We start from the raw sequence: 26,495 nt of genomic DNA, 5'->3' as shown, positions 1-26,495 counted from the left end.
GAATATCCGCTACCTCATCACTTCATCTTAAAGCTGAGAAACCAGCAAAAAGCAATGGAAGGTTACTTCGTATAGTAGCCTGCTGCGGAGCTGTGTGCCTGCTGCACTAAAATCATATTTATAAACACGATAAAACAAAACAAATGGAAAATAATGTAAGCAATAACACCGGCACAATGAAGGCTGTCAGGATCCACGAATTCGGCGGACCAGCAGCATTACGCTATGAAGACGCTCCACTCCCTGTATTGAAGACGGGAGAATTGCTGGTCCGTGTGCATGCAGTCGGTATTAATCCGCCGGACTGGTACCTGCGTGAAGGCTATAAATCACTCCCGCCCGAATGGCGCCCATCTATACCCATGCCCGTTATCCCGGGTACTGATCTATCCGGCATCGTTGAAGCAGTTGCGCCAGATGTAACAGACTTCTCCATAGGGGATGAAGTATTCAGCATGGTCCGCTTCCCCAGCTTCGGAGATAGCGCCGCTTATGCGGAGTATGTCGCTGCTCCCGCACAGGATTTTGCCCACAAACCGGCTGGTATAGATCACATTCAGGCAGCCGCGGCGCCAATGGCAGCCCTCACGGCATGGCAGTTCCTGATAGAACTGGGCCATGATGTACAAAACCCGCTCCAGGCAGAAAGACATCATCCTGTGCCGCTTAATGGTAAAAGAATCCTTGTAAATGGCGCAGCAGGTGGAGTAGGCCACTTTGCTGTACAACTGGCCAGATGGAAAGGCGCGCATGTGATTGCGGTAGCCTCAGGGAAACATGAAGCATTCCTTCGTGCACTTGGCGCAGACGAATTCATCGACTATACCAAACAGGCGCCGGAAGACGTCGCCCGGGATCTTGATCTTGTTATCGATACGTTAGGTGGTCCTACTACGGGTCGCTTCCTGCGTACACTCAAACGTGGCGGCGCGCTGTTTCCGGTGTTCCTGGGCTTTTCTGATGGGGAAGAGGCAGCGAAGAGAGGCATCACCGTCTCCATGACCCAGGTACGCTCAAACGGTCCGCAATTGGCAACAATCGGACAACTGCTTGCAGATGGAACCATTCGTGTTGCGATCGACAGTACATTCCCGCTGGCCGATGCGCAAAAAGCACATGAACGTGCAGCACATGGTCATATTCAGGGTAAGATCGTACTCACAGTTGACAAATAGACGGCAGCAGCACATATACGTGCTGCTGCTTTTAACAACTATCCAACAGAAATAGCAACATGCATACACAGGAATTAGCCGATAAAATAGCCCTCAAAGAACTCGTTGATAAGGTCTCCATCCTGGCCGATAAGAAGGAAGTACATGCACAGGTACAGCTGTTCTCCGAAAATGGGATCTCAGAAACCTTTGTCGGAGATACCTCTATTTTAAAACTGAAAGGCCGTAAAGCAATGGAAGAAGCATTTGGCAATCTGTTGAAAGATTACGAGACCATCTATCATTTCAATGGTCAACAGCAACTGACTATTCACGAAGATACTGCTACCGGTATCTCTTATTGTTTGGTTACATTGATCGGCATGGAAAATGATAAAAGAATAAAAACCACTATCGGTGTTGTTTACCACGATCACTTCATTCGGGAAAATAATCACTGGTTAATCGCTCAGCGAACAGGCCATTTCAACTGGCAGGAAAAATGTGAAATCACCCTCACAACACTGGTATCACCGATGATACCACAGATAAAGTAACCTGATCACACTGCTATCTTTGCATTCAAATTATTCGATTGATATAGCCGCAGCAATACTACAATGTTGGCTATGACAAAATTTGCATGATATGAAAGCAGTAATATTAAAGGAGCATGGTGGCGTAGAGAATTTTGAAATAGCGCAGGTTCCTATACCTGAAATAAAACAGGACGAAGTATTAATAAAAACAAAGGCGATCAGCATTAATCCCGCTGATGCACTTGTAAGAGAGAATAAAAGCGTCGCCTGGATCTTCGGTGATCAACGCCCGTTGATCTTAGGCTGGGATGTGTCAGGAGAAATCGTGGCAGTTGGTAGTGAGGTGCAGCAATATAAAATAGGTGATGAAGTATTTGGCGTACTGCATCATCCCGGTATAGGAAGAACCTATGCTGAATATGTAGCCGCACCCGCAGCTGATATCGCACTAAAACCACGGAACATCTCTCATCAGGAAGCCGCTGCCGCTACATTGGCCGTCTTAACAGTCTTACAACCGATGCGTAAAGTCGGCATAAAAAAGGGAGATCGTGTATTGGTCACTGCCGCAGGTGGAGGAGTAGGACACTTTGCAGTACAACTGGCAAAATATTACGGCGCGTATGTCATCGCCCTTGCCTCCACGGCAAAGAAAGATTTTGTCATGAGCCTGGGTGCAGATGAATTCATCGACTATCAGCACCAGGCCTTTTACAGGGAGCTGCATGATATCGATCTGGTCATCCATGCAGTACGTACAGAAGGCCATCTTTTGCGTAGTCTGGAAGTAATAAAAAAAGGCGGTACACTGATCAGTCTGTGGTCGCATATCACGGCTGAAGAACAACAACGTGCAACAGAAAAAGGTATACACGCTTTTTATAATGCAATCGTCCCCAGTGGAGATGATATGAAAGAAGTGGCCGGACTGCTGGAGAAAGGAATACTCAAACCTTATGTGTCAAAAGTCTACACATTAGAAGACATCGCAGCAGCACATCTTGACATTGAAAAGGGACATACACAAGGCAAAATCATTATTAATATTTAATACAGATGGACAATAGAAATAGTCTTGATACAGTCGCGATACAGAATATTATGTCTGCATATTGCAGATATGTAGATACCAAACAATGGGAATCACTAAGGGATGTTATTGCTGATCATGCCCCGCTTGAATTTCAGGATGTTGAGGGGAAGGTGCTTTACCTGTTTCACGGAGCATCCGATCTGATCAATGCCTGTAAAGAAGGAATAGCAACATTGGTGACCGCACACCATTTGCACAACCCGGAATTTTCATTTACAAGCGATCAGCACGTAACTGTGATATGGGCAATGGAAGATCGCTTTTACGCAAACAATGATGCAGGCAGGAGTGTCAAAGTCTTTCATGGTTATGGACACTACCATGTGGAGTTTGTAAATGATGCAGGCAGGTGGAAGATTGCCGGTCTTAAACTGACAAGAGTTCGTCTCGTGGACTATTAACGAATAATACTTTTGGAGGTCAGCAGCGACGCAATGGTCAGCAGCCGTTGCGTCGCACGCTTCATCTGCTGTACATCATTCAACACCACTCCGTCACGACCTGCTATACTGCTTCGGCTTCATACCCATATGCTCCTGAAAAACCCTTGAAAAATGACTCAGATTAGTAAACCCTAATCTATACCCCACATCCGAAACAGACAGTTGCTCGTCCTTCAACAAAACAGCCGCCTCCCGCATCCTGAATGCCTGATAGTAAGAGAAAATGCTATTGCCGAAAATCTGTTTAAATAAGCGCTTCAGTTTCGTCGGACTCATCCCCGCATTGACCGCCAGCTCATTAATAACAGGTGGCGTATCCAGGTGTGCCAGTAATTGTTCCTTCACTTTATATATCGTGGCCACATCTCGACCGTTTAATGCATACAACTGCTGCTCATCCCGTTTCTCCAGCTCCATTAGCAGTCTGCAGATCAGCTCCTCTGCCTTTATCCGCAGAAAAAACAGTTTGAATGTATCCGCTACAGCTGTAGACAACATCTCGTCCACGATCTTTTGTAAAGACGGTAGTACCATCTGCTCAAATAACAACGGCTGCGTATTCTCTAACAAACTTTGTAAAACAGGTGATTGCGCCGAACTATCGAAAAGTCCGCTCAGATGATCAGGAGCTATTTCTATATTGATAGTCGCCGTATTACTATGAACAGGGACCGCTGTGTCCGTATGCAGACTACTGGTCGTAATCAGCACAGAAGGGGAGACCTTTTGCGATACCCCGCTGTCATGAATGATATGCTGAAACTTAAAAAGCAACATCGGACTGGCATCCTTCTCCTCATTTTCCACCACTACATCTTCATGGAGCTCATAATGAAAGACAAACATCCGCATATGCGCGTTAAATACGAAACCACTGCAATAACCACTACCATACTCCGCAGGAATGTCCAGCCGGTTGTTTTTCACCGCCGTCCCTAATAAATGAGCCAGTTTTCTGAGAATAACCGGTTCCGTTTGCTGTTGATTATATCCCATTGGTGGTCTTTTACGACTATTTTTAGGTCTTAAGTAGTTATTTTGTCTCTAAGATAGTCAACAATTTTGCATTGTAAACCAAACAAATGCAAAGCATGATACTAAAAGACAAGAAAGTCGCCATCATCGGAGCAGGCCCCGTTGGGCTGACAATGGCAAGACTACTACAACAGGAGGGCGTCTATGTAACCGTCTATGAAAGGGATGAAGATCCTGCCGCAAGGATCTGGGGTGGTACGCTCGATCTTCATGAAACCTCCGGTCAGCCAGCCCTGAAAAAGGCCGGATTACTGGAGCAATATTTTAATCTGGCCATACCCATGGGCAGAACGCTGGTGGACGAACAATCCCATGTATTATTATCAACAGCGCCCCAATATAACGCACCTGAAATCAATAGAAACGATCTGCGTAAGATGCTATTGGAAAGCCTGACAGATAACACCGTTGTATGGGACAGGAAGTTCACCGGACTGGAAGCCCTCAACGGCCAATGGCACATTCATTTTGAGCATAAAGAGAGCGCTGTAGCAGATCTGGTGATCGGAGCCAACGGAGGCATGTCCGCCGCCAGAAGATACCTGACAACCGCAGAAGCCACTTACACAGGCACTTTTATCATACAGGGAGAAGTATACCAGCCAGAAACGGCATGCCGGGAATTCTATCAGTTGTGTAACAACAACATCCTGATGAAAGCAGGAGAGGGGATCACATTTGTCGCAAACCCCAGGAATAACGGTGCATTAACCTATAATATCACATTTAGAAAGCCGGAGCAATGGTTGCATGAAAATGGACTAAACTTCCGGAACAAAGAAATTATCAGCAGCTTCCTTTTAAATACCTGCTCGCATTGGCATGATAGCTATAAACAGCTATTCCGGGCAAGCGCTTTCTTCAACGGAATTCCCATCAGAAAGGTATCCCTGAACCATCCCTGGACAAGCAATCGCCCGCTGCCATTAACATTGATCGGAGATGCCGCTCACCTCATGCAGCCTTTTGCCGGACAGGGGGCAAACACCGGATTAATGGACGCATTGATCTTATCCGATAACCTGACCAACGGGACATTTGACACAGTGGAAGCTGCCATCAGTAATTACGAGCAACAAATGTTCGTATACGCTACCAAAGCCCAGCGTGAATCAGATGAAAATGAAATAGCGATGCACCAGCCCGATTTTTCTTTTGCAAAGCGTTTCGCCCGCTAAAGCAGGTGAGCTGTTTCCGGAGATAGTGATCTGTTATGTCTGCTGACTTAAATGATCTTCAGCCGTTCCTCTTCAAGATCGATCTGATATAGTTGTTCGCGGATGATCTCTTCATTGATCTGAGGGTCTTTATTGAGCTCCTGCAGGTATTTCCGCTGACTTTCCAGTAGTTCTATGAAAATTACTTTTGTCTGCGCATTCATCAGACTATCACTATTCGCCTTTGCCCGCTCTTCCCAGATGTGTAACAGCTTTTCCATACCGGCATGACCATTCATCTCATTGTCATACTTGTTCTTTAAGAACTGATACACGTGCTGTTTCAAACCCTGCTTCATTTGCAGCCGGGTTTGATCATCCGCTTCTTCTTTTTCAAGATCATCGAAGAGGCCCGAACGTTTAATTAAATAGGGTAGGGTCAGTCCCTGGATGACAAGTGTCAGTAAAATGGTCACAAAAGTGATAAAGAGAATGAGATTGCGCTGTGGAAACTGCTGACCATTATCCAGCATAACAGGAATAGACAGCGCTGCGGCCAGCGATACAACGCCCCGCATACCTGTCCAGCCGAGAAACAGCGGCATGATAAAGGCGCCGAATCTGCCGCGGGTCCTTGGTCTGACACTCGGCCGGAAAATGATCGTAGCCAGCATAGCAGCATATGAACTGATAATCCTGGCAGCGATCAGCACACCAGTAACCAGTACGCCATACCCAATAGCTGTACGTAATGGCGTACCATGCGCCCTTAATCCTTCTACAATTTCAGGGAGGTCCAGACCTATGATAAGGAATACAATACCATTCAGAATGAACACCAGACTTTCCCATACACTGTAACCGGAAATCCTGCTGGCGCTGTTCAGAAAAACAAGTCTTTGGGTGGACATATACACACCGCCACAAACAACCGCCAGTACGCCGGAACAATGCAATTGCTCCGCCAGCCAATACATCAGATAGGGTTCGATAAGCAGTAACGCAATATCAGAAGAAGCATCTGTCGGCAGACGCTTGTGCGCTTCTATAAAAAATCGTGCTAACAGCAAACCAACGGCCGCTCCACCAATCACCATCCATAAAAAGCTGGCGGCTGCCTGGTGCCAGATAAACTGCCCTGTGCCGACCGTTATCATCGCAAAGCGAAAAATGATCAGTGAGGATGCATCATTCAACAGACTTTCTCCTTCCAGAATAGCAGAAGTCGCTTTAGGGATCTTTACAAATTTCGTAATAGCGGCTGTACTGATGGCATCCGGTGGAGAAACAATGCCGCCCAGCAGAAACCCAAGTGCAATGGTGAATCCCGGAAGACAATAATTGGCGACAATAGCAACAGACAATGCGGTGAAGAATACAACGAGGAATGCAAAACTGCCAATGATACGCCACCACTTTTTCATTTCTTTAAAGGAAACACCCCAGGATGCTTCAAACAATAATGGTGGTAGAAAAATGAAGAAGATCAGGTCCGGATCAATTCTCAGTACCGGTAATCCAGGTATGAAACTGATAAGGAGTCCTGCAATGACCAGTAATATAGGATAAGCGATTCTTAGTTTGGTCGCCCACATTTCCAACAACACAACAGCGGCGATCATCGCAAGTAAAAAAGGCAGGACAGTATGCATGCAATTCAGTTTTAAGGCGTTGCCCGGGCAATATACTTAATATTTCCGGGCTTCGCCTATCCCGCCGGTACGTCAGCGTTGAAAGAATTCCTTTTGAATTTTCATCGCTTCGTCCAGTGATCGCTGAATGTATGTAATGCCTGCAACAGCCTCCGGTGTGGACGCACGCTGACCTACTTCTTCCGGTATAGTAAAATCAATTTCTTCTACGCGCTCATTGATCCACCATAAATTACCAAATGGATCTATGATCCTGCAAACCTTTTCTCCGAACCAGAGTGTCGTAATATCAGTAACAGATCTGGCGCCCAGTTGCAATGCCCGCTGGTAAGCCGTTTCCACATCTGCAACATACAGATTCAGGTACGCCGGAGTAGAAGGCCAGTCTTTCCTTGCATCAAACAACAACACCAGTGCATCTCCGATCTTTACGACCACATGTATGATGATACCGTCTTCATTCGTGATCCTGCTGTTAGGAACTTCTTCCGCCCCGAATGCCGCGCTTAGAAACTGTATTAAGTCTGCCGAAGATGGAGAGATGATCCAGGGTGTTACGGCCGTATACCCCTTAGGTACAATGCTGATCTGCTGTGATTTGTGATCGCTCATAATGCTTTGTTTTCTGATGATATAACAAAGCTATCAGCACCTGGTGACAACCCTATGTCAGCAGCGGTTCGTTTATTTTATAATCCCCTCATTAGCCCCTGCTACTTCACCTGCACTGTCTTCAGCAGATCATGCGGATAGCCCATACTAATTTCAGTAATCTTGTCTAAGCGATCCACCTGCTCAGCACTCAGCGCTATCTCCAGCGCGATCAGATTATCCTGCAAGTGTGTTAATGTTCTGGCTCCGATCACCGGAAATCCCTTTTTCGTCAATGTCCAGGCCAATGCTACCTGACCGGGCGTGGCATTCACCGCTGCGGCAATCTGTTCCAGCACATCAATAACAGGCGTAACCCTTATATCTTCCTGATACGCATCCGGAGTAGCAAGCGTAAGTCGTCCGCCGGAACCTTTTCTGTATTTGCCGGTCAGCAATCCACCTGCCAGCGGAGAATAAAACATCGTACCCATACCAAAGTATTCCGCCATTGGTATCAATTCACGCTCCGCCGTCCGTTGCACTAAATTATACTCTATCTGTAATGCCGCTACCGGAACGCTGCTGGCAATAGCTGCCGCTTTCCATGCCGGAAAATTAGCGAGACCGGCATACAGGACCTTACCTGCTTTTACCAGGTCTTCTAATCCCCGTGCAATTTCCCCTATAGGTGTCAGGCCATCATCATAATGGGGCATATAGATGTCAATGTAGTCGGTGTTCAGCCGTTTCAGACTGGCATCAACTGCCTGACGCATCGCCTTACGGTGATTCCCCAGATTAACAAGCGAAGGCGTCGCCTCACTGCTACGTGTGTATTTTGTACAGATGATAAAATTGTGCCGTTGACCACCAATAAATCTCCCGACATTTTCCTCTGCTTCTCCCAGTTGGTATTGATCAGCTACATCAATAAAATTACCGCCTGCATCTGCATAGGCTGCCAGGATTTTCGGTATATCATCTTCAGCCGCACCATACCCCCTGCGACTGCCCAGATTAGCTGCTCCCAATACAAGCCTGCTGGCCATTATACCTGTCTGTGTGCCAAATAATTCATTTTTCATACATCAAAGTTCCTCCGCACACAACTGAAAGTCAAGTACGGCTAAATTCAGCCGTATGTAAAAAGACAATAAGATGACCGATCTTTGTAGTATGTATCAGAAGAAATTACCTGTTGAACTTGAATGCGGCCTTCACCTTTTCATGGAAGTCATGAACGGAAAATGGAAGCTCAACCTGATCTGGTGTATCTATTCGGGCATTAAAAGACCGGGTGAATTACAACGAAGGATACCAAAAGCATCCCGTCGTTTATTGGATACGCAATTAAAGCAACTTACAGACCAGGGGATTATTACCAAAACGATCTTTGACCAGCGGCCGGCTAAAGTGGAATATGCACTTACACCACTGGGTGAGTCATTGATACCTGTTATTGAAGTTACTGCCAGATGGGGGGAGGTACATCGTAATATACTGGAACCATTGTTTCAATCTCCTGTCTTATGAAAAGGTATCTGGAACGTTAATCTTTCGTTCAAAGACGAAGGATTAACGTTCCAGATACCTCTTTATGATCATACCGCATCTGTGTATTACGATCGCTTTCAGATAGTCCGGCACATTTTGAATAGATGTCTGAACAATAAATGTTATTCTCCCCCCAAAATTATATAAACTCCTCCCATAATTATATAACCTCCACACCCAAAAATCCCCTACTTTTGTACCACAATGCAAAAAAGAATAGCAATATTATTTCTCACACTTATTTATGCCATCTCCGCTTCCGGAATAGGCATCAATAAGTTCTATTGCTGTGGTAAACTGCAATCAGTGCACCTCAATCTGCTGCATGAAGAAAAACATTCCTGTTCCAAGGATAAAAGCAAAAAAGGCTGTTGTGAAACAACGTACCACACCCTCAAGCTAAAGGAAACACACCTTGCAAGTGAACATCCGCATCTTGAAGCAGCCCACTTTATTGCTATCCCAACAATAATACCTGGTATTGAGATCAATTGCCAGTTACCGGAGGAAAAGGGCTTTGCCAATACCTCTCACGCGCCGCCGCCCTTAGGCAATATATCGCTGTACATCCTGCATTGCACCTATCTTATCTGATAATCTACTCCCCATACAGGTAATACTATACCTGCCAGTCCTCACGTATCAATTTTCACATCCGACACGGATATCTCCGTATCTCATAACATCCCTTCATGAAACTGTATAAATGTATTATACTGGTTGTAATATTATTGTCCGGTATTACCACCGATGCACAAACTACTGACACCAAAAATACCACCGCTCAATTCAGCGTTGCAGGTGTCTGCGAACAATGTAAAGCCCGTATCGAAGATGCCGCCATGAGCAAAGGTGTGTTGTCCGCCCAATGGGATGTCGACACAAAAGTGATCAAAGTTGTCTACGATAGCCTGAAAACCTCCCTGGAGAAAGTAAAAAAGCGGATCGTTGCAGCTGGTCATGACGTAGAAATAACGCATGCCGCGGATAATGTATATAATAAACTGCCCGCCTGCTGCCACTACCGAGAACCGGATGAGACAGCGCATGCATCAAAAATCGAAACAGCTTCAAAGGTCCAGTTAAAAGAATTTAGTGTGGCGTCAAAACAGACTACCACCTACATCTCCACACTGAATCCGGTTCGTACAGAAACGATTACCAGCAAAGAACTCCTGAAAGCAGCCTGCTGTAATCTGAGTGAAAGCTTTGATACGAATCCTTCTGTCGATGTTTCCTATAACGACGCAGTAACAGGCTCAAAGCAGATACAGCTGCTGGGCTTAAGCGGAAATTATACGCAGCTGACAGTAGAAAATCTCCCTGGCCCCAGAGGTATTGCCACGCCATTGGGATTGAATGCAATAGCAGGTCCATGGATAGAGTCTATTCAGCTGGTAAAAGGAATGGGATCGGTGGCAAACGGTTATGAAAGTATCGCCGGACAAATAAACGTCGAACTGAAAAAGCCGGAGAATAGCGAACAGCTGCTGGCAAACGTATATGTCAACGACTTCGGCAAAACAGACCTTAACCTGAACCTGTCAAAGAAAATAAATGATAAGTGGTCAACCGCATTACTTATTCATGATGATTTCCTGACGAACAAACAGTTGGATAACAACAAAGACGGCTTCCGGGATTTACCAACCGGTAACCTCGTAAGCATTATCAATAGGTGGAAATACGATAATGGAAAAGGTTTGCTCGCGCAATTCGGTGTCAAAGGGTTAAATGATGATCGCACCGGTGGACAAACCGCCTACAATCCATCATCCGATAAATATACCACCAATTACTACGGTATTGGTATCAGGACACAGCGATACGAAGCCTTCGGTAAAATCGGCTATATCTTCCCTGAACAGAAATATAAAAGTATCGGTCTGCAACTGTCGGCCATCAGTCACCAGCAGGATTCCTATTTCGGATTGACCACCTATAATGCCAAACAACGGAATCTCTACGGAAATCTGATCTACCAGTCTATCATCAACAATACCATGCATACTTTCAGGACCGGTGTCAGTTTCCTGTATGATAACTACAATGAACAGTTTAACGCCGCTTCCTTCAAAAGAAATGAAATTGTACCAGGCGCCTTTTTTGAATACACTTACATGCCTTCTGAAAAGCTGAGCGTAGTCGCTGGTATACGGGCCGATCACAATAACCTGTTTGGTGCATTTGTTACCCCCAGGTTAAATATCCGCTATGAGCCTGTTCAGGGCACAAGCATTCGCCTGGCAGCGGGTAGGGGACAACGAACCGCCAATATCTTTGCAGAGAATACCAGCGTGTTTGTCAGCTCCAGAAGTCTGGAGCTCTTATCAACAGAACAGGGGAAGGCCTACGGATTTAACCCTGAAGTTGCCTGGAACAAAGGCATCAGCGTCGACCAGCAGTTTAACCTGTTTGGCAGGAATGCCTCAGCAGGTATAGATTTCTACCGAAACGATTTTACAAACCAGGTAGTCGTTGATCTGGAAGACCCACGGGTCATTAAATTCTATAACTCAAAAGATAAATCCTATTCGAATAGTCTGCAGGTAAGTCTGAAGCTGGAACCATTGGAGAAATTCAACGTCTCACTGGCATACCGTTATTTCGATGTAAAAACAACCTATGACGGCAAGCTCCTGCAACGTCCGCTCATCTCCAGACAAAGAGCTTTTGCCAATTTTGACTATGCATTCAGTGGCTGGAAGTTTGACTACACGTTTAACTACAATGGTAGCAAACGTCTCCCATCTACAGATGCCAATCCGGAGCCGGATCGCCGGAATGCATACTCACCGGCATACATCCTCATGAATGCACAGGTAACGAAGTCTGTCGGTAAAAAGCGTCCGATGGATTTCTATATCGGTGTAGAGAATATCGGCAATTACATCCAGCCCGATGCTATCATCGCCGCTAACGAACCATTCGGCCGCTCCTTCGATGCGTCAATGATATGGGCGCCGATCACAGGCAGAATGCTCTATGCCGGTTGGAGACTAAAAATTAAATAACCATCTTTCTACATAAAAAAACAGCATAGGTATACCTGTGCTGGTTTTTTATTAAACCGGCACCAGCACTTGTTTCAGAAAGAATATTTATATTCGTTACATCGCATCCTTTGTTAAAAAGAATCAACACTCATGGCAAAAGCAACCCTGCAAGACCTGTCTACCCAATTGCTCAACGAATCAGACGGTAATAAATTCGCAAAACTCAAAGACAAACTGATTAAGCAATATGGTGCTACAGATACGACACAGGTATTGGATGTACTCACCACCTACACCCGCGAAGGAAAGCTCCTCCATTGGCGTAATTTCCTCATGACAGATATCATTCGTCTGGTCCCACAGAATGACAGGCAATATGCAGCTTTCTTCGAATGGGCTGTCACTGTACCAAAGCTTACTTACTGGGCTATCGATGGCCTGCTCAAAACTAAGGGCAAACAATCCTATGATCAGCTGATCGCCTTAGCTACGAATGAGCAGTTACCTGTAGATAACCGCGCAAAGGCTATAAAAAGCCTCGCCCTGCATAGTCAGCAGCCTTTCGACCGGCAACTACCCGCCGATCCCGGTTACTGGAAAATAACCGACCTGCGCCTGGAAGAAATATTAACCTGGCAAAAGAACGGTTATCAGACCGGCGCAGGATACGCGCCTCCAGCCACACATCCTGCTTTAAAACAACCCCTTACCACCTTAGACACGATAGCAGCCAAACTGGAAAAGAAACTGCAACAACGCCGGGCCAGCCACCAGGATCCTTCAAATCCATCCGATTGGCTGATCGTAGCCGCTGATAGCGATATCCAGGCTATTGATAGTAAATGGCAACTGCCGGTAACCTATCGTACCTTTCTGCAGCACTTCTCGCCATTAAGGGTAATGATCGATAATGGAGACGTTTTCCCTGCCGGTCTGGACCTCTATGGCGCAGCAGACCTGATCAAAAGACAGGACGGTTATGCCTATAACAGCGTGAAACAGGAAAAAATACTGGATTGGCCCGAAAACTACCTGGTTATCGCAGACGCCGGAGGAGACCCCTTCTGCATCGATCTGACCACAGAACAAGGAGTGATCTATACGAGTATGCACGGCATGGGAACCTGGGAATTTGAATTATACGCAGCATCCTTCCTGGAATTTCTCCGCGAACTGGAGCAAAACGCATAGGAGAGGGCGCCCACAAATAATCACTCATACAGACGGAAATAACTTGGAAGAATAGCAGCCTTATCTTATATTTAGATACTTATTGAGACTTCAACGCCCCATATTATGGACCACCAACCATATGAAGAAGTTGATAACCACCACCACCACCAATCTCTGTGAACAAGGGCGTTGCTACCACGACGAATCTTTGAATAACAACTAATATCTTCTATGTTATGGCAGATCAGAAAAGCACCTATCAACAGACAGCATTAGGCGACGTCGCCGCAAGACAGTTGGCCATCGCCACACGTACCGTTCCCCAGATGGTTACCATCAGCCCCCGCTGGCTGACACGCCTGCTCAACTGGGTACCGGTAGAATCAGGGGTATATCGCCTGAATAAGGTGAAAGATGCAGGCGCCATCGAGGTAGATTGCTCGGCCAGAGACGAACGTACCCTGCCCCAGACCTTCGTGGATTACATCGAAAATCCAAGGGAATACAACCTGGCAGCCGTACAGACAATCGTAGATGTACACACCAGGGTGTCCGATCTCTATAGCAAACCTTACAACCAGATCAGCGAACAGCTACGCCTGGCCATAGAAACTATCAAAGAACGGCAGGAGAGTGAATTGATCAATAACAAGGAATACGGTCTGTTACACAGCGTGGCGCCTTCCCAGCGTATCAAAACGCGTACAGGTGCGCCTACCCCGGATGACCTGGACGAACTGATCGCCCTGGTATGGAAAGAACCAGGCTTCTTCCTGTTGCATCCACAGGCCATCGCCGCTTTTGGTCGTGAATGTACCCGCAGAGGTGTGCCGCCGCCTACTGTCAATCTCTTTGGCTCCCCATTCATCACATGGCGTGGTATCCCTTTAATTCCCTGCAATAAACTGCCGATTGAAAAAGGAAAATCAAAGATCATCCTCCTGCGTACCGGCGAAAGCCGTCAGGGAGTAGTAGGTCTTTTCCAGCCAGGTTTACAGGGCGAACAATCTCCCGGCCTGTCAGTACGCTTTATGGGCATCAATGACAAGGCCATCGCCTCCTATCTGGTATCATTATATTGTTCACTGGCAGTATTGGTAGATGATGCCATTGCCGTACTGGACGATGTAGAAATCGGCAATTACCATGAATACAAATACTAATAATATCGGTCTGCCGGATGAAGCAATGCTGGAACAACTGGCAAATGAACTCTTCCGTCAGACAGAAGGTAATAACCTGCATGGTCTGCAGGCCGGAAGGCCACAGGACGTGATTCCGTATGTTCCTGACGACGGACAATCACCTGCCGGCATCTTCCATGGCAATAATATTGACTTCGAAGATCCGCAAACCAGCTTCCCGGATCAAAACCTTCAAAACAATACAGCTTCTATTCCCGGCGATAGCATCTTCGCACCCTCCGTGCGACTAAAAGAATACCTGCCTTTTGAACTGGATGCCACCCATCTGTTCAATATGCAGGCGATATTGTCACATATTCCTGCGGAGAGTACTACCGCCTTCCAGCATCCCCTCCCGCACGCACTGGAAGAAGCGCCTGCCTATTATTTCCTGGATCATAAACCAGGTACTTTCTCAACATGGGGCTTTGACGCATACGCCGTAAAAAAGGATTTTCCGATATTATCAGAACAGGTCAATGGTAAACAACTCGTATGGCTGGATAATGCAGCTACTACCCAGAAACCTAAACCCGTCATCGATCGTATCAGCTATTTTTATCAACACGAAAATTCTAATATTCACCGCGCAGCACACGACCTTGCCGCAAGAGCCACAGATGCATATGAAGATGCCCGTAAAAAAGTGCAGACCTTCATCAATGCCGGCTCCCCCAATGAGATCGTGTTCGTAAGGGGTACCACAGAAGCCATCAATCTCGTTGCAAAAAGCTGGGGAGAACAATACCTCAATCCCGGTGATGAGATCGTACTGACGCATCTCGAACACCACGCGAACATCGTTCCCTGGCAGCAACTGGCCGCAAAAAAGGGACTTAAATTACGTGTTGCTCCTGTTGATGATGACGGACAGGTACTGCTGGATGAATACGCAAAATTGCTGAACAGCAAAACCAGAATCGTCGCATTTACACAGGTATCCAATGCACTGGGCACCATAACACCCGCACATGCCATCATAGAGATGGCGCACAATGTTGGTGCAAAAGTATTACTGGATGGAGCACAATCCGTCTCTCATATGCGTACAGATGTACGTGCATTGAACGCCGACTGGTTTGTGTTTTCAGGGCATAAGATGTTCGGACCTACCGGCATAGGTGTACTGTATGGAAAAGAAGACCTGCTGAATCAGACAGCACCCTGGCAGGGTGGTGGTAACATGATTAAAGACGTCACCTTCGAACATACAGAATATCATGCCGCTCCCGGTCGCTTCGAAGCCGGTACCGGTAATATTGCCGATGCAGTAGGATTAGGCGCGGCTATCGATTATATCAACAAACTGGGTATCGATAACATCGCCTTATACGAACACTATCTGCTGGAATATGCCACCCGCTTAATGAAGACAGTACCTGGCCTCCGTCCCGTTGGTACAGCCAGAGACAAAGCAAGCGTCCTGTCATTCACACTGGAAGGCTACTCCAATGACCAGGTAGGACAGGCACTGAATAAAGAAGGTATCGCGGTAAGAACAGGGCACCATTGCGCGCAACCTATCTTACGCAGGTTCGGACTGGAAAGTACAGTAAGACCATCACTGGCTTTCTATAACACCTGTGCAGATGTGGACTTGCTGGTGAATACCTTGTTACGGTTGAAAAACGCCAAAAGATAACTTCGGTAATAACTACTTCGCAGCCATCTGGTGTCCAGGAATTCTGTGCCGCCAGATGGCTATAATATTTGTATCTGCATGCTCTTCACCTGCATTGTTTTCCCAGAGCCTTTGATGTATATCGAGGGCTTTTTCATAGTCACTGATCAACCCAAAATTATTCAGCGCTGCAGGTGAGAAAGTATTGTCAAAACCACTGCAATTGGTCAATGCGCTCGTGTCGTAATATTGGTCCAGCAAATCATAGCCAATGAAGTCATAATTTTCCAGGTATATCAATGCACAGTCCCGATCGGGACTGATAACTGCTGCAAGTAAATTAAAGTGCTTATGGTCGCCTATTCTGCTTAGCACAAAATCAGCAGTGGTATAAAATCCGGTTTGATAACTACCATCAAATACCACGTGATTCCAGTCATCCCGATTGTCCTGGTCGATTTCCACCAGATTTTCATTTAATCCCGTGTCGGCAGTGATCAGTTCTGTGACGTGATTTAACCGGCTCCATTCAACATAGGAGGCCCAGCGCCTGTCTTCCGATTCATTACCCGGGTTATAAAACCTGTTCCGTACTGCATATAGAAACGTAGGCTGATGATAATTTGTCATTTCGATATAGCCCCTATTTATCTTAAAAAAACAAATATACATGATCGAAAGCGATGTATTTACTGACGGATAAAATTCCCAAATTCGTAAACCCCGCAGACAGGACTATACTATTTTCGCACCGCGCTTTTGACTACATGGCATGTTTATTCCCCAACCTATTTGCTTATTAGATCATAACAACACTCCTGTTGTGTGAGTGACAGCTATTGCATTTCCATAAACCAGACATAATAATGAACCATAACACGTTTAAAAGCATCCTGATTGCTTTTTCAATCCTCCTGAGCAGTTTTACTTCGTTTGCACAAAATGGTGTCATACGTGGTGAAGTGAAAACCGCAGATGGTAAACCAGCCGCCTTTGTAAACATTTTCCTCCAGCCCAGTGGGGCACACACCACTGTCGATCAGACAGGCCATTATGAGATCAATAACGTAAAACCAGGCAAACATATCGTGGTAGCCAGTTTTACAGGCCTGAAAACACAACAGCAGGAGGCAGATATTAGTGCCGGTCAACCGCTGGTCATTAACTTTACCCTGCGTGAAGATAACCGTACCTTACAGGAAGTGAATGTCACTTCCGGTTATAATAAGTTCGCTAAAAAGGAAACGGAAAACGTGGCACGTATGCCGCTCCTGAACCTGGAGAATCCGCAGGTATACCACGTCGTACCAAAGGAACTTCTGCAGGACCAGGTGATCATCAGCTACAATGATGTACTGAAGAACGTAACCGGCGTCAGCCAGGCATTGGTCAATGGCTCCAACTCCTTTAACCTCCGCGGTTTCTTCACCACCAGCTACCTGCGCAACGGTCTGCAGGATAATAAAGCGAACAGCATTGAAGTCAGTAATATCGAACGTATCGAAGTACTAAAAGGACCTTCTGCAACCCTCTTCGGTAGCTCCCTGATATCGTTCGGTGGCCTACTGAACCGCGTCACCAAAAAGCCTTTCGAAACCTTTAGTGGTGAAGTGACCTACACGACCGGCGGCTTTGGCCTGAACCGTGTAAGCGCCGATTTCAACACACCGTTGAATAAAGAGAAAGGCCTTCTCCTGCGTACCAACGTCGCTTATAATGACGAACGGAGTTACCAGGACGCCGGTTTTACCAAACGTTTCTTCTTCGCGCCTTCATTATTGTATAAAGTAAATGACCGGTTGACAGTATTGCTCGATGCGGAGATCTATACACAGAAAGCCAATGATTTCAACCGCATGTTTCCGGAAGCCTCTTTCACAAAGACCAATCCGCGTGACCTGAACTTCGACTGGCTTCGCTCATATAGCAACAATGACCTCTATGAAACATCTCCTTCTGTCAGTCTCTTCGGATCAGTCAACTATCAGCTTTCCGATCACTGGAAATCTCAAACCAGCTTCTCCCGTACAAGTGCCGAAGTAGAAGGCTACTGGAGCAGGAACAGCATCCTGGGAGATAGTGTTGTGTCCCGTAATCCCGGTTATCAGCACACCAATTATGACTATACAGAAGTACAGCAGAACTTCAACGGAGATTTCAGCATAGGTAGCCTCCGGAATAGAATAGTGATCGGTCTCGACTATTTTACCAATACCACTACCAGTTCATCTGCCAGCATATACGGTTTTGATGAGGTATATATCCATCAGCAGGACCCGCGTTATAACGAACTGACCGTACCGGCACTGCAACAGGCATTTGCTACAATGCCTTTTGCAAAAAGTCGTAGTAAACAAAGTGCTTACAGTGCCTATTTCTCCGACGTACTGAATATTACAGACAATCTGTTGGTGATGGCCAGTCTGCGTGTTGATCACTTCGTAAATGGAGGTACTTATGATATCAACAGCGACACAACCACCGGCAAATACAACCAGACAGCCCTGTCTCCTAAACTGGGACTGGTATACCAGCTGATCCCTAAACAACTCGCGGTCTTCGGTAACTATATGAACGGCTTTAGTAATAACGCCCCTGTCAGACAACCGGATGGCACTTTCACGTCATTTAAACCAAGTCATGCGAATCAGTGGGAGGGAGGTGTAAAACTGGAACTCTTCAACGGAAAAGTAAACAGTACCCTGAGCTATTATCATATCAAGGTGGATGACATGATCCATAATAGTTTTGATCCGGAAAAGGCCGGTTTCCAGGTACAGGACGGCGGACAACTCAGCAAGGGATTTGAAGCAGAAGTGATCGCTAATCCGATACAGGGACTAAATATTATTGCAGGATATGCTTACAATGATATCTACACAGTAAATACCGATCCTGATGCTGATGGTCTCCATCAATGGACTGGTCCTGCACATATGGCAAATCTCTGGTTAAGCTACCACCTGTTCAATACCGCTCTGAAGGGCCTGGGTATCGGTGTTGGTGGTAATTACAATGGAAAAGCATATATCCAGCAATCCCGCTCACAGGGAGAGTTTTATCTGCCTTCCTATAAAGTAGTGAATGCCGTACTGAGTTACGAACATTCAGTATACCGTATCAGTTGTAAACTGGACAATCTGACAAATGAAGTGTATTGGGGAAGTTATGTGAGCAGAATGATGCCACGCAGATTCAGCACGACGGTAACATTTAAATTCAGATAGCAAGGTTATTTATTCAGATTTAAATAAGCATGTTAAAGAAGCACGTAAAGGATATACTTTATGTGCTTCTTTTTCTATAATAATCATCTGCTGAGACCTTCTCAAATCCAGTTATGAGATAGTTTTTCTCTAAGAGCTTCCTTTCCGGAGCACCATCAGCCGGCTTAAACCATAATTCAAATCTCGCGGCATAAGGCTTCTTCCCGCCACCTTCATGTATGACGAAAACGGCTGTTGGTATAATTCTTTTAATGCTATCTGTTGAGTTGTATACGACCATCGCACTTGCCGAAGCGACATGCGCTGCACTTAAGGCATATTTCTGTGTAATTTCATATGCTTTAAAATATACTGTTCCACTATCTGTTTTGTTTGTCCAGAAGACATATGTATACACACCAGATTGAAGCGTAGTATACAATTGAAAATCTGTACTTTTTTTAATTAGTGTAATAGTATCCGTGCGTGTATCCTGAAAAAGAGAGGTAGAAGGCTGCTCAAGTGATATACCGGTTGGGATGCGCAGACTGTCGGCCCAATGATCTCTTGTAGAAACTGCCACTACATGATCCGGTAAGAGCCAATAACCAATGAATGCCAGAACAGAACATGTACCAAGAAGGAAACTTAGAATCGCCCTGACCCACTTCCTTTTATAAACGAAAAGGCCTGCAGCGACAAATAGTCCCAATTCAGACATACTAAAAACAATATAACAAACCCATGTAACCGGCCGATTATTAAAGCCTGAAGCAAACAACAGTAATATGCCTGCTATAAACCAGACAAGGATAGGGAACCACCATTTTAGGGCAAGGGACCTAAGATTTTGGGCCATGTGTGCGGTGTGTGTTGTTGAATACTAAAAATCGCAAAAAAACGAGCTGTAACAACAAAAAAGCACTCAGCAACTGATCCAACACCAGTCGCTGAGTGCTTATACACACTTTACCACCCGGTATGATTAAATGATAAGCGCTTATAATGAACTTTTTAATACTTTATCAATGACCGTCTTCTTATCTCAAAGACTGAAAAGACGCCCTTAGTTCTTCACTGAATATCTTCGGTTGTTCCCATGCAGCAAAGTGTCCACCTACAGCAGGCCTGTTATAATAGATCAGGTTTGAATAAGCCTGTTCAGCCCATTTCTTTGGCGCCTGATACAGCTCATCGGGGAATGCACTTACGGCAGCCGGAATCTTCACGCCTTTCGGACTAAAATAATCAAGGTTATTCTCTTTGTATAATCGTGCCGCAGAAACACCCGTATTTGTCAGCCAGTAGAGGGAGATATTATCCAGTATATCGTCTTTTGTCAGCCCTTCTTTCTTACCTTCAAAAACACGGGAGATCAGTTCCAGACTACGTGCATCATGATCCAGCAGGAAAGCTGCCAGTCCGGTAGGAGAATCTGCTAAACCAGCCAGCGACTGCGGACGGGAATGCATATAATACGCATAATAAACATGATTGTACAGGAACGTCAGCTGATCATAAGCTTTCTGTTCATCCACAGAAAGTCCGGCAGGAGCAGGTGTACCCGCATGTGTTGCTTTATCGATATCCGCAGGAACAGCGCCCGGCATATTGGTATGGATACCAATCAATGCTTTCGGGGCCTGTAAGGCCATCTGGTCAGTGATGATGGCACCCCAGTCACCACCCTGAGCAACATACTTTTTATAACCCAGGCGATCCATCAGCGTGATCCAGGCACTGGCAATATGCTCAGGTCCCCAGCCCGTAGTAGTGGGTTTGCCAGAGAATCCATAACCTGGCATAGAAGGTATAATTACATCAAAAGCATCTTCCGGTTTTCCGCCATAAGCAGTGGGATTGACCAGCGGATCTATCACTTTGAGAAACTCAAAGACAGAACCCGGCCATCCATGTGTCAGTATAATAGGTAGCGCATTCTTTTCTTTCGAACGTACATGTATGAAATGAATGTCAACCTCATCGATCGTTGTCATAAATTGTGGAAAGGCATTCAGTTTTGCTTCTGCTTTCCGCCAGTCATAACCGCTACCCCAGTATTTCGCCAGAGATTGCAGCGTCTTTAACGGCACCCCCTCAGAGATGTCACCTACAGTTTCCTTATCCGCCCATTTCGTTGCCTTCACCCTGCGTATAAGATCATCCAGTTCCTGCTGCTCAACATGTACTTTAAAAGGTCGGATACTTTCAGCAGATACCCTATTCGTTGTTGCTACAGTTTGTGCATGACTTGTTTTCGCTTCCATCGTAACGACGCTTACCAGCATCGCTGCCACCATGATCATTTTACTCTTTTTCATCGTTTTAGTTTAAAGTTGATGATGACGCAAATGTAGACTGGCCCCAACTGTCGCAGAAGTGCCAGCCCGCCTGGTGGACGAATTAACCCCCGAAATGGACGTTTTGAAACCCGAATATCCCCACATCCCAGCAACCAGCACCCAGCACCCAGCATCCAACATCCATCCCCAAAAAACACCTTCTCAACCCCAACCCTCACCCCTGATACCTCAACCACCCCTAAACCCCCCAAGAAACAGCGGAATACAGCGCAGGCTTTCAGATGGTAAAGCGGACCTTAGCCCGTCCCCTGCAAAAAGCTACCGCCCAATTTTCCCCCAACCCTCAGCCTCAACCCCCAAGCCCAATCGACCTGCTCAACGGGCCCCAGTCCGCGACACCATCTGAAACCGCAGCGTATCCCGTGTCCCCAACCCCCAACCTCCGACCACCCCTAAACCCCCCAAGAAACAGCGGAATACAGCGCAGGCTTTCAGATGGTAAAGCGGACCTTAGCCCGTCCCCTGCATCCAGCTACCGCCCAATCCTCCCTCAACCCTCAGCCTCCACCCCCCAAGCCCAACCGACCTGCTCAACGGGCCCCAGTCCGCGACACCATCTGAAAGCCGCAGCGTATCCCCCTGTCCCCAACCTCTAAACCCCCAAAAACAACAACGGCTCCGGATAACCCCGAAGCCGTCGCAACAAAAAGCCTACACTACTGTAATAACAACGTCAGCGTCTTCCGCTCACCATCCCCAATAATATGAACCAGATACTGCCCCTTCGGCAACCCCGCTATATCAATCAACTGCTGCTGTTGCTGCGTCGTCCGCGTATACACAAGCCGCCCCTGCATATTATACACCTGTACAATAACAGTCTTCTCCAAAGGTCTGGAGAATCGAAGATTAAACTGCCCCGGGGAAGGATTAGGAAAAGCACTTACCCTGCCACTATCTGATAAAGCAATATTCCCCATTGCCAACGTGTTCTCCGCTTTTAAGCTGAAAGCACCACCAGCAATATACCCAAACGGCGCAGAGAGAGAAGAACAACCACTCTGCGATTCGATTAACACGGTATACTGCCCCGATACCAGGTTGGTGATCCACGGCTCCGGACCACCAACCGGCGTCCCATTCAGATACCACGTAAAGTAATACCCCGCAGGAGGAATCCCCGTCGGGAAAGCCGCACCACCCGCAAATGCGGCAACCAATGTATCAGTCACCCCCGGAATGATCCGTATTTCAGCAGCAAAGGCTGTCTGCACGGTAACATCTACTGTCGCCGTACCTCTCAACACCGTACAACTATCATACACCTGCACCACATACCTGCCCGATCTGGTCACTGTAATACGATCCCTGTCCGGCAAACCATTCCACTCAAAGTACCTCGCCTGAGGAGAAGTAACCACCTGTAACTCCACAGCATCCCCACACGCATTGGGATGCTGAACGATACTGACATCCCATGGTGTGACCGGTGGTATCACAATTTGTTTACTGACAGTACCCGTTTGTCCTGCGACAGTCGTCACCGTCAGCGAAACGGTATAATGTCCCGGAGCAAATCCATGCACAGGATTGGGTATGGCCACCTGGGTCTGATCACCAAAATCCCACAGGTAACTGGCAATACTATCCGCGGCCGCCACAACCGGTGTAAAGGCCAGTTCCTGCTCACTGCAATAAGCCGTTTTATAGGTATAGTCTACGGAAAGCGGAGCAGCCACCCGGTAAGTCAGGGTATCTGAGACATCCCTGCAACCAGTAATACCCGTTACCGCAACTTTATACACGCCACTAACCGGTGCTACATAACGCGGAGAAGCACCTTTTCTAACCAGCGTATCATTCCTGTACCACTGATATGCATACCTGGTCAGACGACCATTTTGCGGATACGCAACCAGCGTATCTCCTGATGCGCCGGAATGCAGCCGGATACTGGCTTCAAACGGTTTCTTAAGTAATAAATTAATCGTGTCCCTGGCACGTACAATGCCCTTATGATCTTTTAACGTAACGACATACCGGCCATTACGTCCTACCTGGATAACGGGTGACCGCTGTCCTGTACTCCAGCTGATAGTATAACGGGGTTCCGGGGCAGAGACCCTGGCCGTCAGCAGGGCATTTTTTCCACAATTGATGACAAGCGAACAGGCTTGTACTGACCAGCGAACGGGTTTGTGTGTAGCGCTGGCATGAACGGTTAGACATAGCAATAGTGTGAACAATAGTAAAGTTCTCATCATGACATGATAAAGGGTGATAAATGAAATAAGTGTCTTAGTGAATTCAGTAAGGCATAAAAGGCTAATATTCGGGGTTGCTACAGTATTCAGATACGATGAGGCAACAAAATTTAAGCCATCTTACCCTATTGTGCCTGCCATTGTTGCACCTGAACGCTTTTTTATCTATTTTTAAAAGTGCAATGGACAATTAATACCCTGATTAAAATGTTTCCAAAACGAATGATGGTCATCTGTCAGATGATCCTCCTGCCGTTCCTCTTTAATATTTCAGCAACGGCTCAGGATCTCCGTAGTATGAAGGTGACAGAATTCTATCCCAGGTCCATTGATGAATTGCAGCGCCTGCTCAGGGCGCCTCAGGAAGATTCAGTAAAGGCGAAAATATTAATTGCATTAGGGCAGCGCCTGGAAGACAGACCCGGTAGCGTAAAAGGAGATATTGATTCGGCTGCGATGTGTTTCAGCGAAGCAGAAAAGATTATATCACGTTGGCGCCTGCTCCATCTCAGGAGTGAGGTCATGATGTCCTGGGGCTTGTTGTATTATCATACCGGAGCGCCAGAGAAAGCACGTCAGTATTTTAGAGACGGGATCACTTTTAGTGCAGGCATTGAAGAGTACAGGGAGCAGCAGGGTACTTTGTTGCTGGAAATGGCCAAAAATGATCCTGAGGATAGCGTCAGACAGTCAGCATTGAATGATGCCCTGATCGTATACCGTACTTTAAATAATCGTCTGAAAGAAGCTGAGGTACTGAAAGAAGTTGCAGATTTCCATTTCAGTCGTGGGAAAAATGAACTGGCGGAAAAAGAGTTGTTGCTGGTACTGAAAATGTACCGTGAATTGAACTATGAGAAGATCTATTATACCTATGATCTGCTTTCTGCTGTCTATCTGTGGAGAGGAGATTTTGCCCGTGCACAGGAAAATGCAATAGCCGCTATACGCAACGCAGAGAATGCAGGAAATAAGGCGATATTAGGTCTCTTTTACTGGCGTCTGGCGGAGGCTTATCAGGGCGCAAAAGATGATGTAAAATATCAGTCGTACCTGAAGAAATCTTTGTTTTTTCAACTCGATAATCCTTACTCTGTTCTAACTTATCACATACTCAGTGAACTGACAGATCAGCTGATCGGAGATAATAAAGTAAATGAAGCTCTGGGATATCTGTTGCTGACTAACAAAAAACAACCGCCCCTCGAAAAACATCAGAAAGTGGATCTGGCCTTCTCCATCGCAGATTGTTATTTTGCGCTGAAAGACTATACCCGCGCCGAACAATATTACCTGAAATATGCGGACCTTATCGGAGACGGAGATGATGTGAATCGCGATCTGATGAAGATCAGCCAGTTTTATCTGGCACGCCATCAGCATAAAAAAGCGGAAATATATTTACAACGTATTTTGAAAAATTCCCGCCAGTATTGGGATTTAAAGACCAGCAGAAATGTATCTTTTCTACGTTTCAGAATAGATTCTGCTGCAGGTAACCTGTTGTCTGCTGTAAATCATTTACAACAATACAACAAACTGACAGATTCCGCTTTTACAATAGAAAAGCTGAAACAGGCAGAAGAAATGCAGGCCAGGTTTGACCTGGATACCAAAGAAAGAGATAATCAACTGCTAAGAAAGCAGGGCAATTTACAACGGGAAATCATTAACAAAGAAACACTGATCCGTAAAGTGATCATGGGCGGTTGTATCATACTGTTGCTACTATTATTTTTACTCTATAACAGATACAGAAACAAAATAAAGACCAACGCGATACTGCAAAAACAACAGGAAGAGATCCGGCATGCCTATAGTTCTCTTGAGAAAATGGTAGGAGAGAAGAGTAAGCTGTTGCGTGAGAAGGAATTTCTTATTAAAGAAATACATCACCGGGTGAAGAATAACCTGCAACTGACAATGAGTCTGCTGAACACCCAAAGCAATTACCTGCAGAATGAAGCCGCCATTCGTGCTATCAACGACAGCCAGTATCGCCTGAAGTCTATCTCCATGATACACCAGAAACTCTATCAGGGAGAAGAAGAAGGACAGATCAATATCAAAGTCTACATTTATGAAATGCTGGAATACCTGAAAGATAGTTTCAGTTCAGGCGAACGTATACGATTTCACCTCGATGTGGATGATGTAATGCTCGATGCCGGTATCGCTGTCCCTTTAGGATTGATTATGAACGAAGCGATCACCAATATTTTTAAATATGCCTTCCCGGGTACGCAGCATGGACTGGTAGAAATCATTTTACATGTAGCCGACGAAATCATAACTTTTGCTGTTAAAGATAATGGCGTCGGATTACCCCCCGGCTTCGATATTGCAAAGGCTGGCTCTCTGGGTTTTGACCTGATCCAGGTATTGAGCGCACAGCTGGAGGGTACCCTGAAGATAGAAGGTAACAAGGGCGTACAGATCTACCTGAGCTTTCAGGTCAATACCGTTTACGAGTAAACCAGCTACTTGCATCGTTTTCCGCATCTTTTCTTCGTATCATCTCCATACT

21 protein-coding genes are annotated in these 26,495 nt (G+C 46.1%); 13 read left to right on the top strand and 8 right to left on the bottom strand.

The genetic code is table 11. The annotated features are described in order from the left end of the window. Positions 1-143: 143 nt before the first annotated feature. From BMZ72_RS25655 to BMZ72_RS25640, 4 genes are all read left to right on the top strand, one after another. Positions 144-1,175, top strand: coding sequence for an NADP-dependent oxidoreductase (locus BMZ72_RS25655; RefSeq protein ID WP_089812552.1), 1,032 nt, complete (start codon positions 144-146; stop codon positions 1,173-1,175). Between the two features lie 59 nt (positions 1,176-1,234). Continuing rightward, positions 1,235-1,711 carry a nuclear transport factor 2 family protein gene (locus BMZ72_RS25650; protein ID WP_089812551.1) on the top strand — a complete coding sequence of 159 codons (477 nt, stop codon included), beginning with the start codon at positions 1,235-1,237 and terminating at the stop codon, positions 1,709-1,711. A gap of 91 nt (positions 1,712-1,802) precedes the next feature. Continuing rightward, a complete protein-coding gene (locus tag BMZ72_RS25645; RefSeq protein ID WP_089812550.1) occupies positions 1,803-2,744 on the top strand; it encodes an NADP-dependent oxidoreductase in 942 nt (313 codons plus the stop codon). Between the two features lie 5 nt (positions 2,745-2,749). Further along, positions 2,750-3,187: a nuclear transport factor 2 family protein gene (locus BMZ72_RS25640; RefSeq protein ID WP_089812549.1), complete on the top strand. Its 438-nt coding sequence runs from the start codon at positions 2,750-2,752 to the stop codon at positions 3,185-3,187. A 93-nt stretch (positions 3,188-3,280) separates the two neighbouring features. Here the strand turns inward: BMZ72_RS25640 and BMZ72_RS25635 are convergent, their stop codons facing one another. Beyond that, positions 3,281-4,225: a helix-turn-helix transcriptional regulator gene (locus BMZ72_RS25635; RefSeq protein WP_089812548.1), complete on the bottom strand. Its 945-nt coding sequence runs from the start codon at positions 4,223-4,225 to the stop codon at positions 3,281-3,283. Positions 4,226-4,311: 86 nt separating this feature from the next. Here BMZ72_RS25635 and BMZ72_RS25630 point away from each other — a divergent pair, with 86 nt between their 5' ends. Further along, positions 4,312-5,442, top strand: coding sequence for an FAD-dependent oxidoreductase (locus tag BMZ72_RS25630; RefSeq protein ID WP_089812547.1), 1,131 nt, complete (start codon positions 4,312-4,314; stop codon positions 5,440-5,442). A 47-nt stretch (positions 5,443-5,489) separates the two neighbouring features. On the opposite strand, the gene BMZ72_RS25625 is transcribed toward BMZ72_RS25630, so the two are convergent. The 3 genes from BMZ72_RS25625 to BMZ72_RS25615 form a co-directional block, all read right to left on the bottom strand. Then, positions 5,490-7,073 (bottom strand): Na+/H+ antiporter, encoded by a 1,584-nt coding sequence (locus tag BMZ72_RS25625; protein WP_089812546.1) that lies wholly within the window; start codon positions 7,071-7,073, stop codon positions 5,490-5,492. 72 nt (positions 7,074-7,145) lie between these two features. Then, the gene (locus BMZ72_RS25620) at positions 7,146-7,685 is read right to left on the bottom strand and encodes a VOC family protein (RefSeq protein ID WP_089812545.1); all 540 of its coding nucleotides are present in this window, start codon (positions 7,683-7,685) and stop codon (positions 7,146-7,148) included. A gap of 101 nt (positions 7,686-7,786) precedes the next feature. Next, positions 7,787-8,752, bottom strand: coding sequence for an aldo/keto reductase (locus BMZ72_RS25615; protein WP_089812544.1), 966 nt, complete (start codon positions 8,750-8,752; stop codon positions 7,787-7,789). 73 nt (positions 8,753-8,825) lie between these two features. Between BMZ72_RS25615 and BMZ72_RS25610 the strand changes: the two genes are divergently transcribed. The 6 genes from BMZ72_RS25610 to BMZ72_RS25585 all read left to right on the top strand — a co-directional run bounded on the left by BMZ72_RS25610 (position 8,826) and on the right by BMZ72_RS25585 (position 16,216). Next, complete coding sequence (locus BMZ72_RS25610; RefSeq protein WP_089812543.1) at positions 8,826-9,200, top strand: winged helix-turn-helix transcriptional regulator; 375 nt, start codon at positions 8,826-8,828, stop codon at positions 9,198-9,200. A gap of 225 nt (positions 9,201-9,425) precedes the next feature. Beyond that, entirely contained in the window at positions 9,426-9,815 is a 390-nt protein-coding gene (locus BMZ72_RS25605; RefSeq protein WP_089812542.1) for an HYC_CC_PP family protein, read from the top strand. A gap of 98 nt (positions 9,816-9,913) precedes the next feature. Then, the gene (locus tag BMZ72_RS25600) at positions 9,914-12,235 is read left to right on the top strand and encodes a TonB-dependent receptor domain-containing protein (protein ID WP_089812541.1); all 2,322 of its coding nucleotides are present in this window, start codon (positions 9,914-9,916) and stop codon (positions 12,233-12,235) included. Positions 12,236-12,367: 132 nt separating this feature from the next. Next, on the top strand, positions 12,368-13,408 hold the full coding sequence (locus tag BMZ72_RS25595) for an SMI1/KNR4 family protein (protein ID WP_089812540.1): 1,041 nt from the start codon (positions 12,368-12,370) through the stop codon (positions 13,406-13,408). A 218-nt stretch (positions 13,409-13,626) separates the two neighbouring features. Continuing rightward, a complete protein-coding gene (locus BMZ72_RS25590; protein ID WP_089812539.1) occupies positions 13,627-14,553 on the top strand; it encodes a family 2A encapsulin nanocompartment shell protein in 927 nt (308 codons plus the stop codon). Continuing rightward, entirely contained in the window at positions 14,537-16,216 is a 1,680-nt protein-coding gene (locus BMZ72_RS25585; RefSeq protein WP_089812538.1) for a family 2A encapsulin nanocompartment cargo protein cysteine desulfurase, read from the top strand. The genes BMZ72_RS25590 and BMZ72_RS25585 overlap by 17 nt, the downstream gene beginning before the upstream one ends. Positions 16,217-16,228: 12 nt before the next feature. On the opposite strand, the gene BMZ72_RS25580 is transcribed toward BMZ72_RS25585, so the two are convergent. Beyond that, positions 16,229-16,825, bottom strand: a complete 597-nt coding sequence (locus BMZ72_RS25580) for a hypothetical protein (protein ID WP_089812537.1) — start codon at positions 16,823-16,825, stop codon at positions 16,229-16,231. A gap of 236 nt (positions 16,826-17,061) precedes the next feature. Between BMZ72_RS25580 and BMZ72_RS25575 the strand changes: the two genes are divergently transcribed. After that, positions 17,062-19,422, top strand: coding sequence for a TonB-dependent receptor (locus BMZ72_RS25575; RefSeq protein WP_089812536.1), 2,361 nt, complete (start codon positions 17,062-17,064; stop codon positions 19,420-19,422). 58 nt (positions 19,423-19,480) lie between these two features. Here BMZ72_RS25575 and BMZ72_RS25570 read toward each other — a convergent pair whose 3' ends face one another. The 3 genes from BMZ72_RS25570 to BMZ72_RS25560 all read right to left on the bottom strand — a co-directional run bounded on the left by BMZ72_RS25570 (position 19,481) and on the right by BMZ72_RS25560 (position 23,968). Further along, entirely contained in the window at positions 19,481-20,260 is a 780-nt protein-coding gene (locus BMZ72_RS25570) for a hypothetical protein (protein WP_089812535.1), read from the bottom strand. Between the two features lie 181 nt (positions 20,261-20,441). After that, positions 20,442-21,722, bottom strand: a complete 1,281-nt coding sequence (locus BMZ72_RS25565; RefSeq protein WP_089812534.1) for an epoxide hydrolase family protein — start codon at positions 21,720-21,722, stop codon at positions 20,442-20,444. 698 nt (positions 21,723-22,420) lie between these two features. Continuing rightward, a complete protein-coding gene (locus BMZ72_RS25560) occupies positions 22,421-23,968 on the bottom strand; it encodes a T9SS type A sorting domain-containing protein (protein ID WP_089812533.1) in 1,548 nt (515 codons plus the stop codon). Positions 23,969-24,175: 207 nt separating this feature from the next. Between BMZ72_RS25560 and BMZ72_RS25555 the strand changes: the two genes are divergently transcribed. After that, positions 24,176-26,443, top strand: a complete 2,268-nt coding sequence (locus tag BMZ72_RS25555; protein ID WP_089812532.1) for a tetratricopeptide repeat-containing sensor histidine kinase — start codon at positions 24,176-24,178, stop codon at positions 26,441-26,443. Positions 26,444-26,495: the final 52 nt, after the last annotated feature.

It is taken from the genome of Chitinophaga sp. YR627 (assembly GCF_900114995.1).
Lineage (GTDB): Bacteria > Bacteroidota > Bacteroidia > Chitinophagales > Chitinophagaceae > Chitinophaga.
Note: the sequence above shows the minus strand (reverse complement) of the source record. Positions and strands in the feature narration are given on the sequence as shown.

Bases quoted from the DNA above. Each gene is read 5' to 3' on its own strand.
- BMZ72_RS25620 (WP_089812545.1), bottom strand. From the start codon at position 7,685: ATGAGCGATCACAAATCACAGCAGATCAGCATTGTACCTAAGGGGTAT.
- BMZ72_RS25600 (WP_089812541.1), top strand. From the start codon at position 9,914: ATGAAACTGTATAAATGTATTATACTGGTTGTAATATTATTGTCCGGT.
- BMZ72_RS25555 (WP_089812532.1), top strand. From the start codon at position 24,176: ATGTTTCCAAAACGAATGATGGTCATCTGTCAGATGATCCTCCTGCCG.
- BMZ72_RS25570 (WP_089812535.1), bottom strand. From the start codon at position 20,260: ATGGCCCAAAATCTTAGGTCCCTTGCCCTAAAATGGTGGTTCCCTATC.
- BMZ72_RS25635 (WP_089812548.1), bottom strand. From the start codon at position 4,225: ATGGGATATAATCAACAGCAAACGGAACCGGTTATTCTCAGAAAACTG.
- BMZ72_RS25630 (WP_089812547.1), top strand. From the start codon at position 4,312: ATGCAAAGCATGATACTAAAAGACAAGAAAGTCGCCATCATCGGAGCA.
- BMZ72_RS25590 (WP_089812539.1), top strand. From the start codon at position 13,627: ATGGCAGATCAGAAAAGCACCTATCAACAGACAGCATTAGGCGACGTC.
- BMZ72_RS25615 (WP_089812544.1), bottom strand. From the start codon at position 8,752: ATGAAAAATGAATTATTTGGCACACAGACAGGTATAATGGCCAGCAGG.
- BMZ72_RS25650 (WP_089812551.1), top strand. From the start codon at position 1,235: ATGCATACACAGGAATTAGCCGATAAAATAGCCCTCAAAGAACTCGTT.
- BMZ72_RS25655 (WP_089812552.1), top strand. From the start codon at position 144: ATGGAAAATAATGTAAGCAATAACACCGGCACAATGAAGGCTGTCAGG.
- BMZ72_RS25625 (WP_089812546.1), bottom strand. From the start codon at position 7,073: ATGCATACTGTCCTGCCTTTTTTACTTGCGATGATCGCCGCTGTTGTG.
- BMZ72_RS25575 (WP_089812536.1), top strand. From the start codon at position 17,062: ATGAACCATAACACGTTTAAAAGCATCCTGATTGCTTTTTCAATCCTC.
- BMZ72_RS25640 (WP_089812549.1), top strand. From the start codon at position 2,750: ATGGACAATAGAAATAGTCTTGATACAGTCGCGATACAGAATATTATG.
- BMZ72_RS25605 (WP_089812542.1), top strand. From the start codon at position 9,426: ATGCAAAAAAGAATAGCAATATTATTTCTCACACTTATTTATGCCATC.
- BMZ72_RS25580 (WP_089812537.1), bottom strand. From the start codon at position 16,825: ATGACAAATTATCATCAGCCTACGTTTCTATATGCAGTACGGAACAGG.
- BMZ72_RS25645 (WP_089812550.1), top strand. From the start codon at position 1,803: ATGAAAGCAGTAATATTAAAGGAGCATGGTGGCGTAGAGAATTTTGAA.
- BMZ72_RS25560 (WP_089812533.1), bottom strand. From the start codon at position 23,968: ATGATGAGAACTTTACTATTGTTCACACTATTGCTATGTCTAACCGTT.
- BMZ72_RS25585 (WP_089812538.1), top strand. From the start codon at position 14,537: ATGAATACAAATACTAATAATATCGGTCTGCCGGATGAAGCAATGCTG.
- BMZ72_RS25595 (WP_089812540.1), top strand. From the start codon at position 12,368: ATGGCAAAAGCAACCCTGCAAGACCTGTCTACCCAATTGCTCAACGAA.
- BMZ72_RS25565 (WP_089812534.1), bottom strand. From the start codon at position 21,722: ATGAAAAAGAGTAAAATGATCATGGTGGCAGCGATGCTGGTAAGCGTC.
- BMZ72_RS25610 (WP_089812543.1), top strand. From the start codon at position 8,826: ATGACCGATCTTTGTAGTATGTATCAGAAGAAATTACCTGTTGAACTT.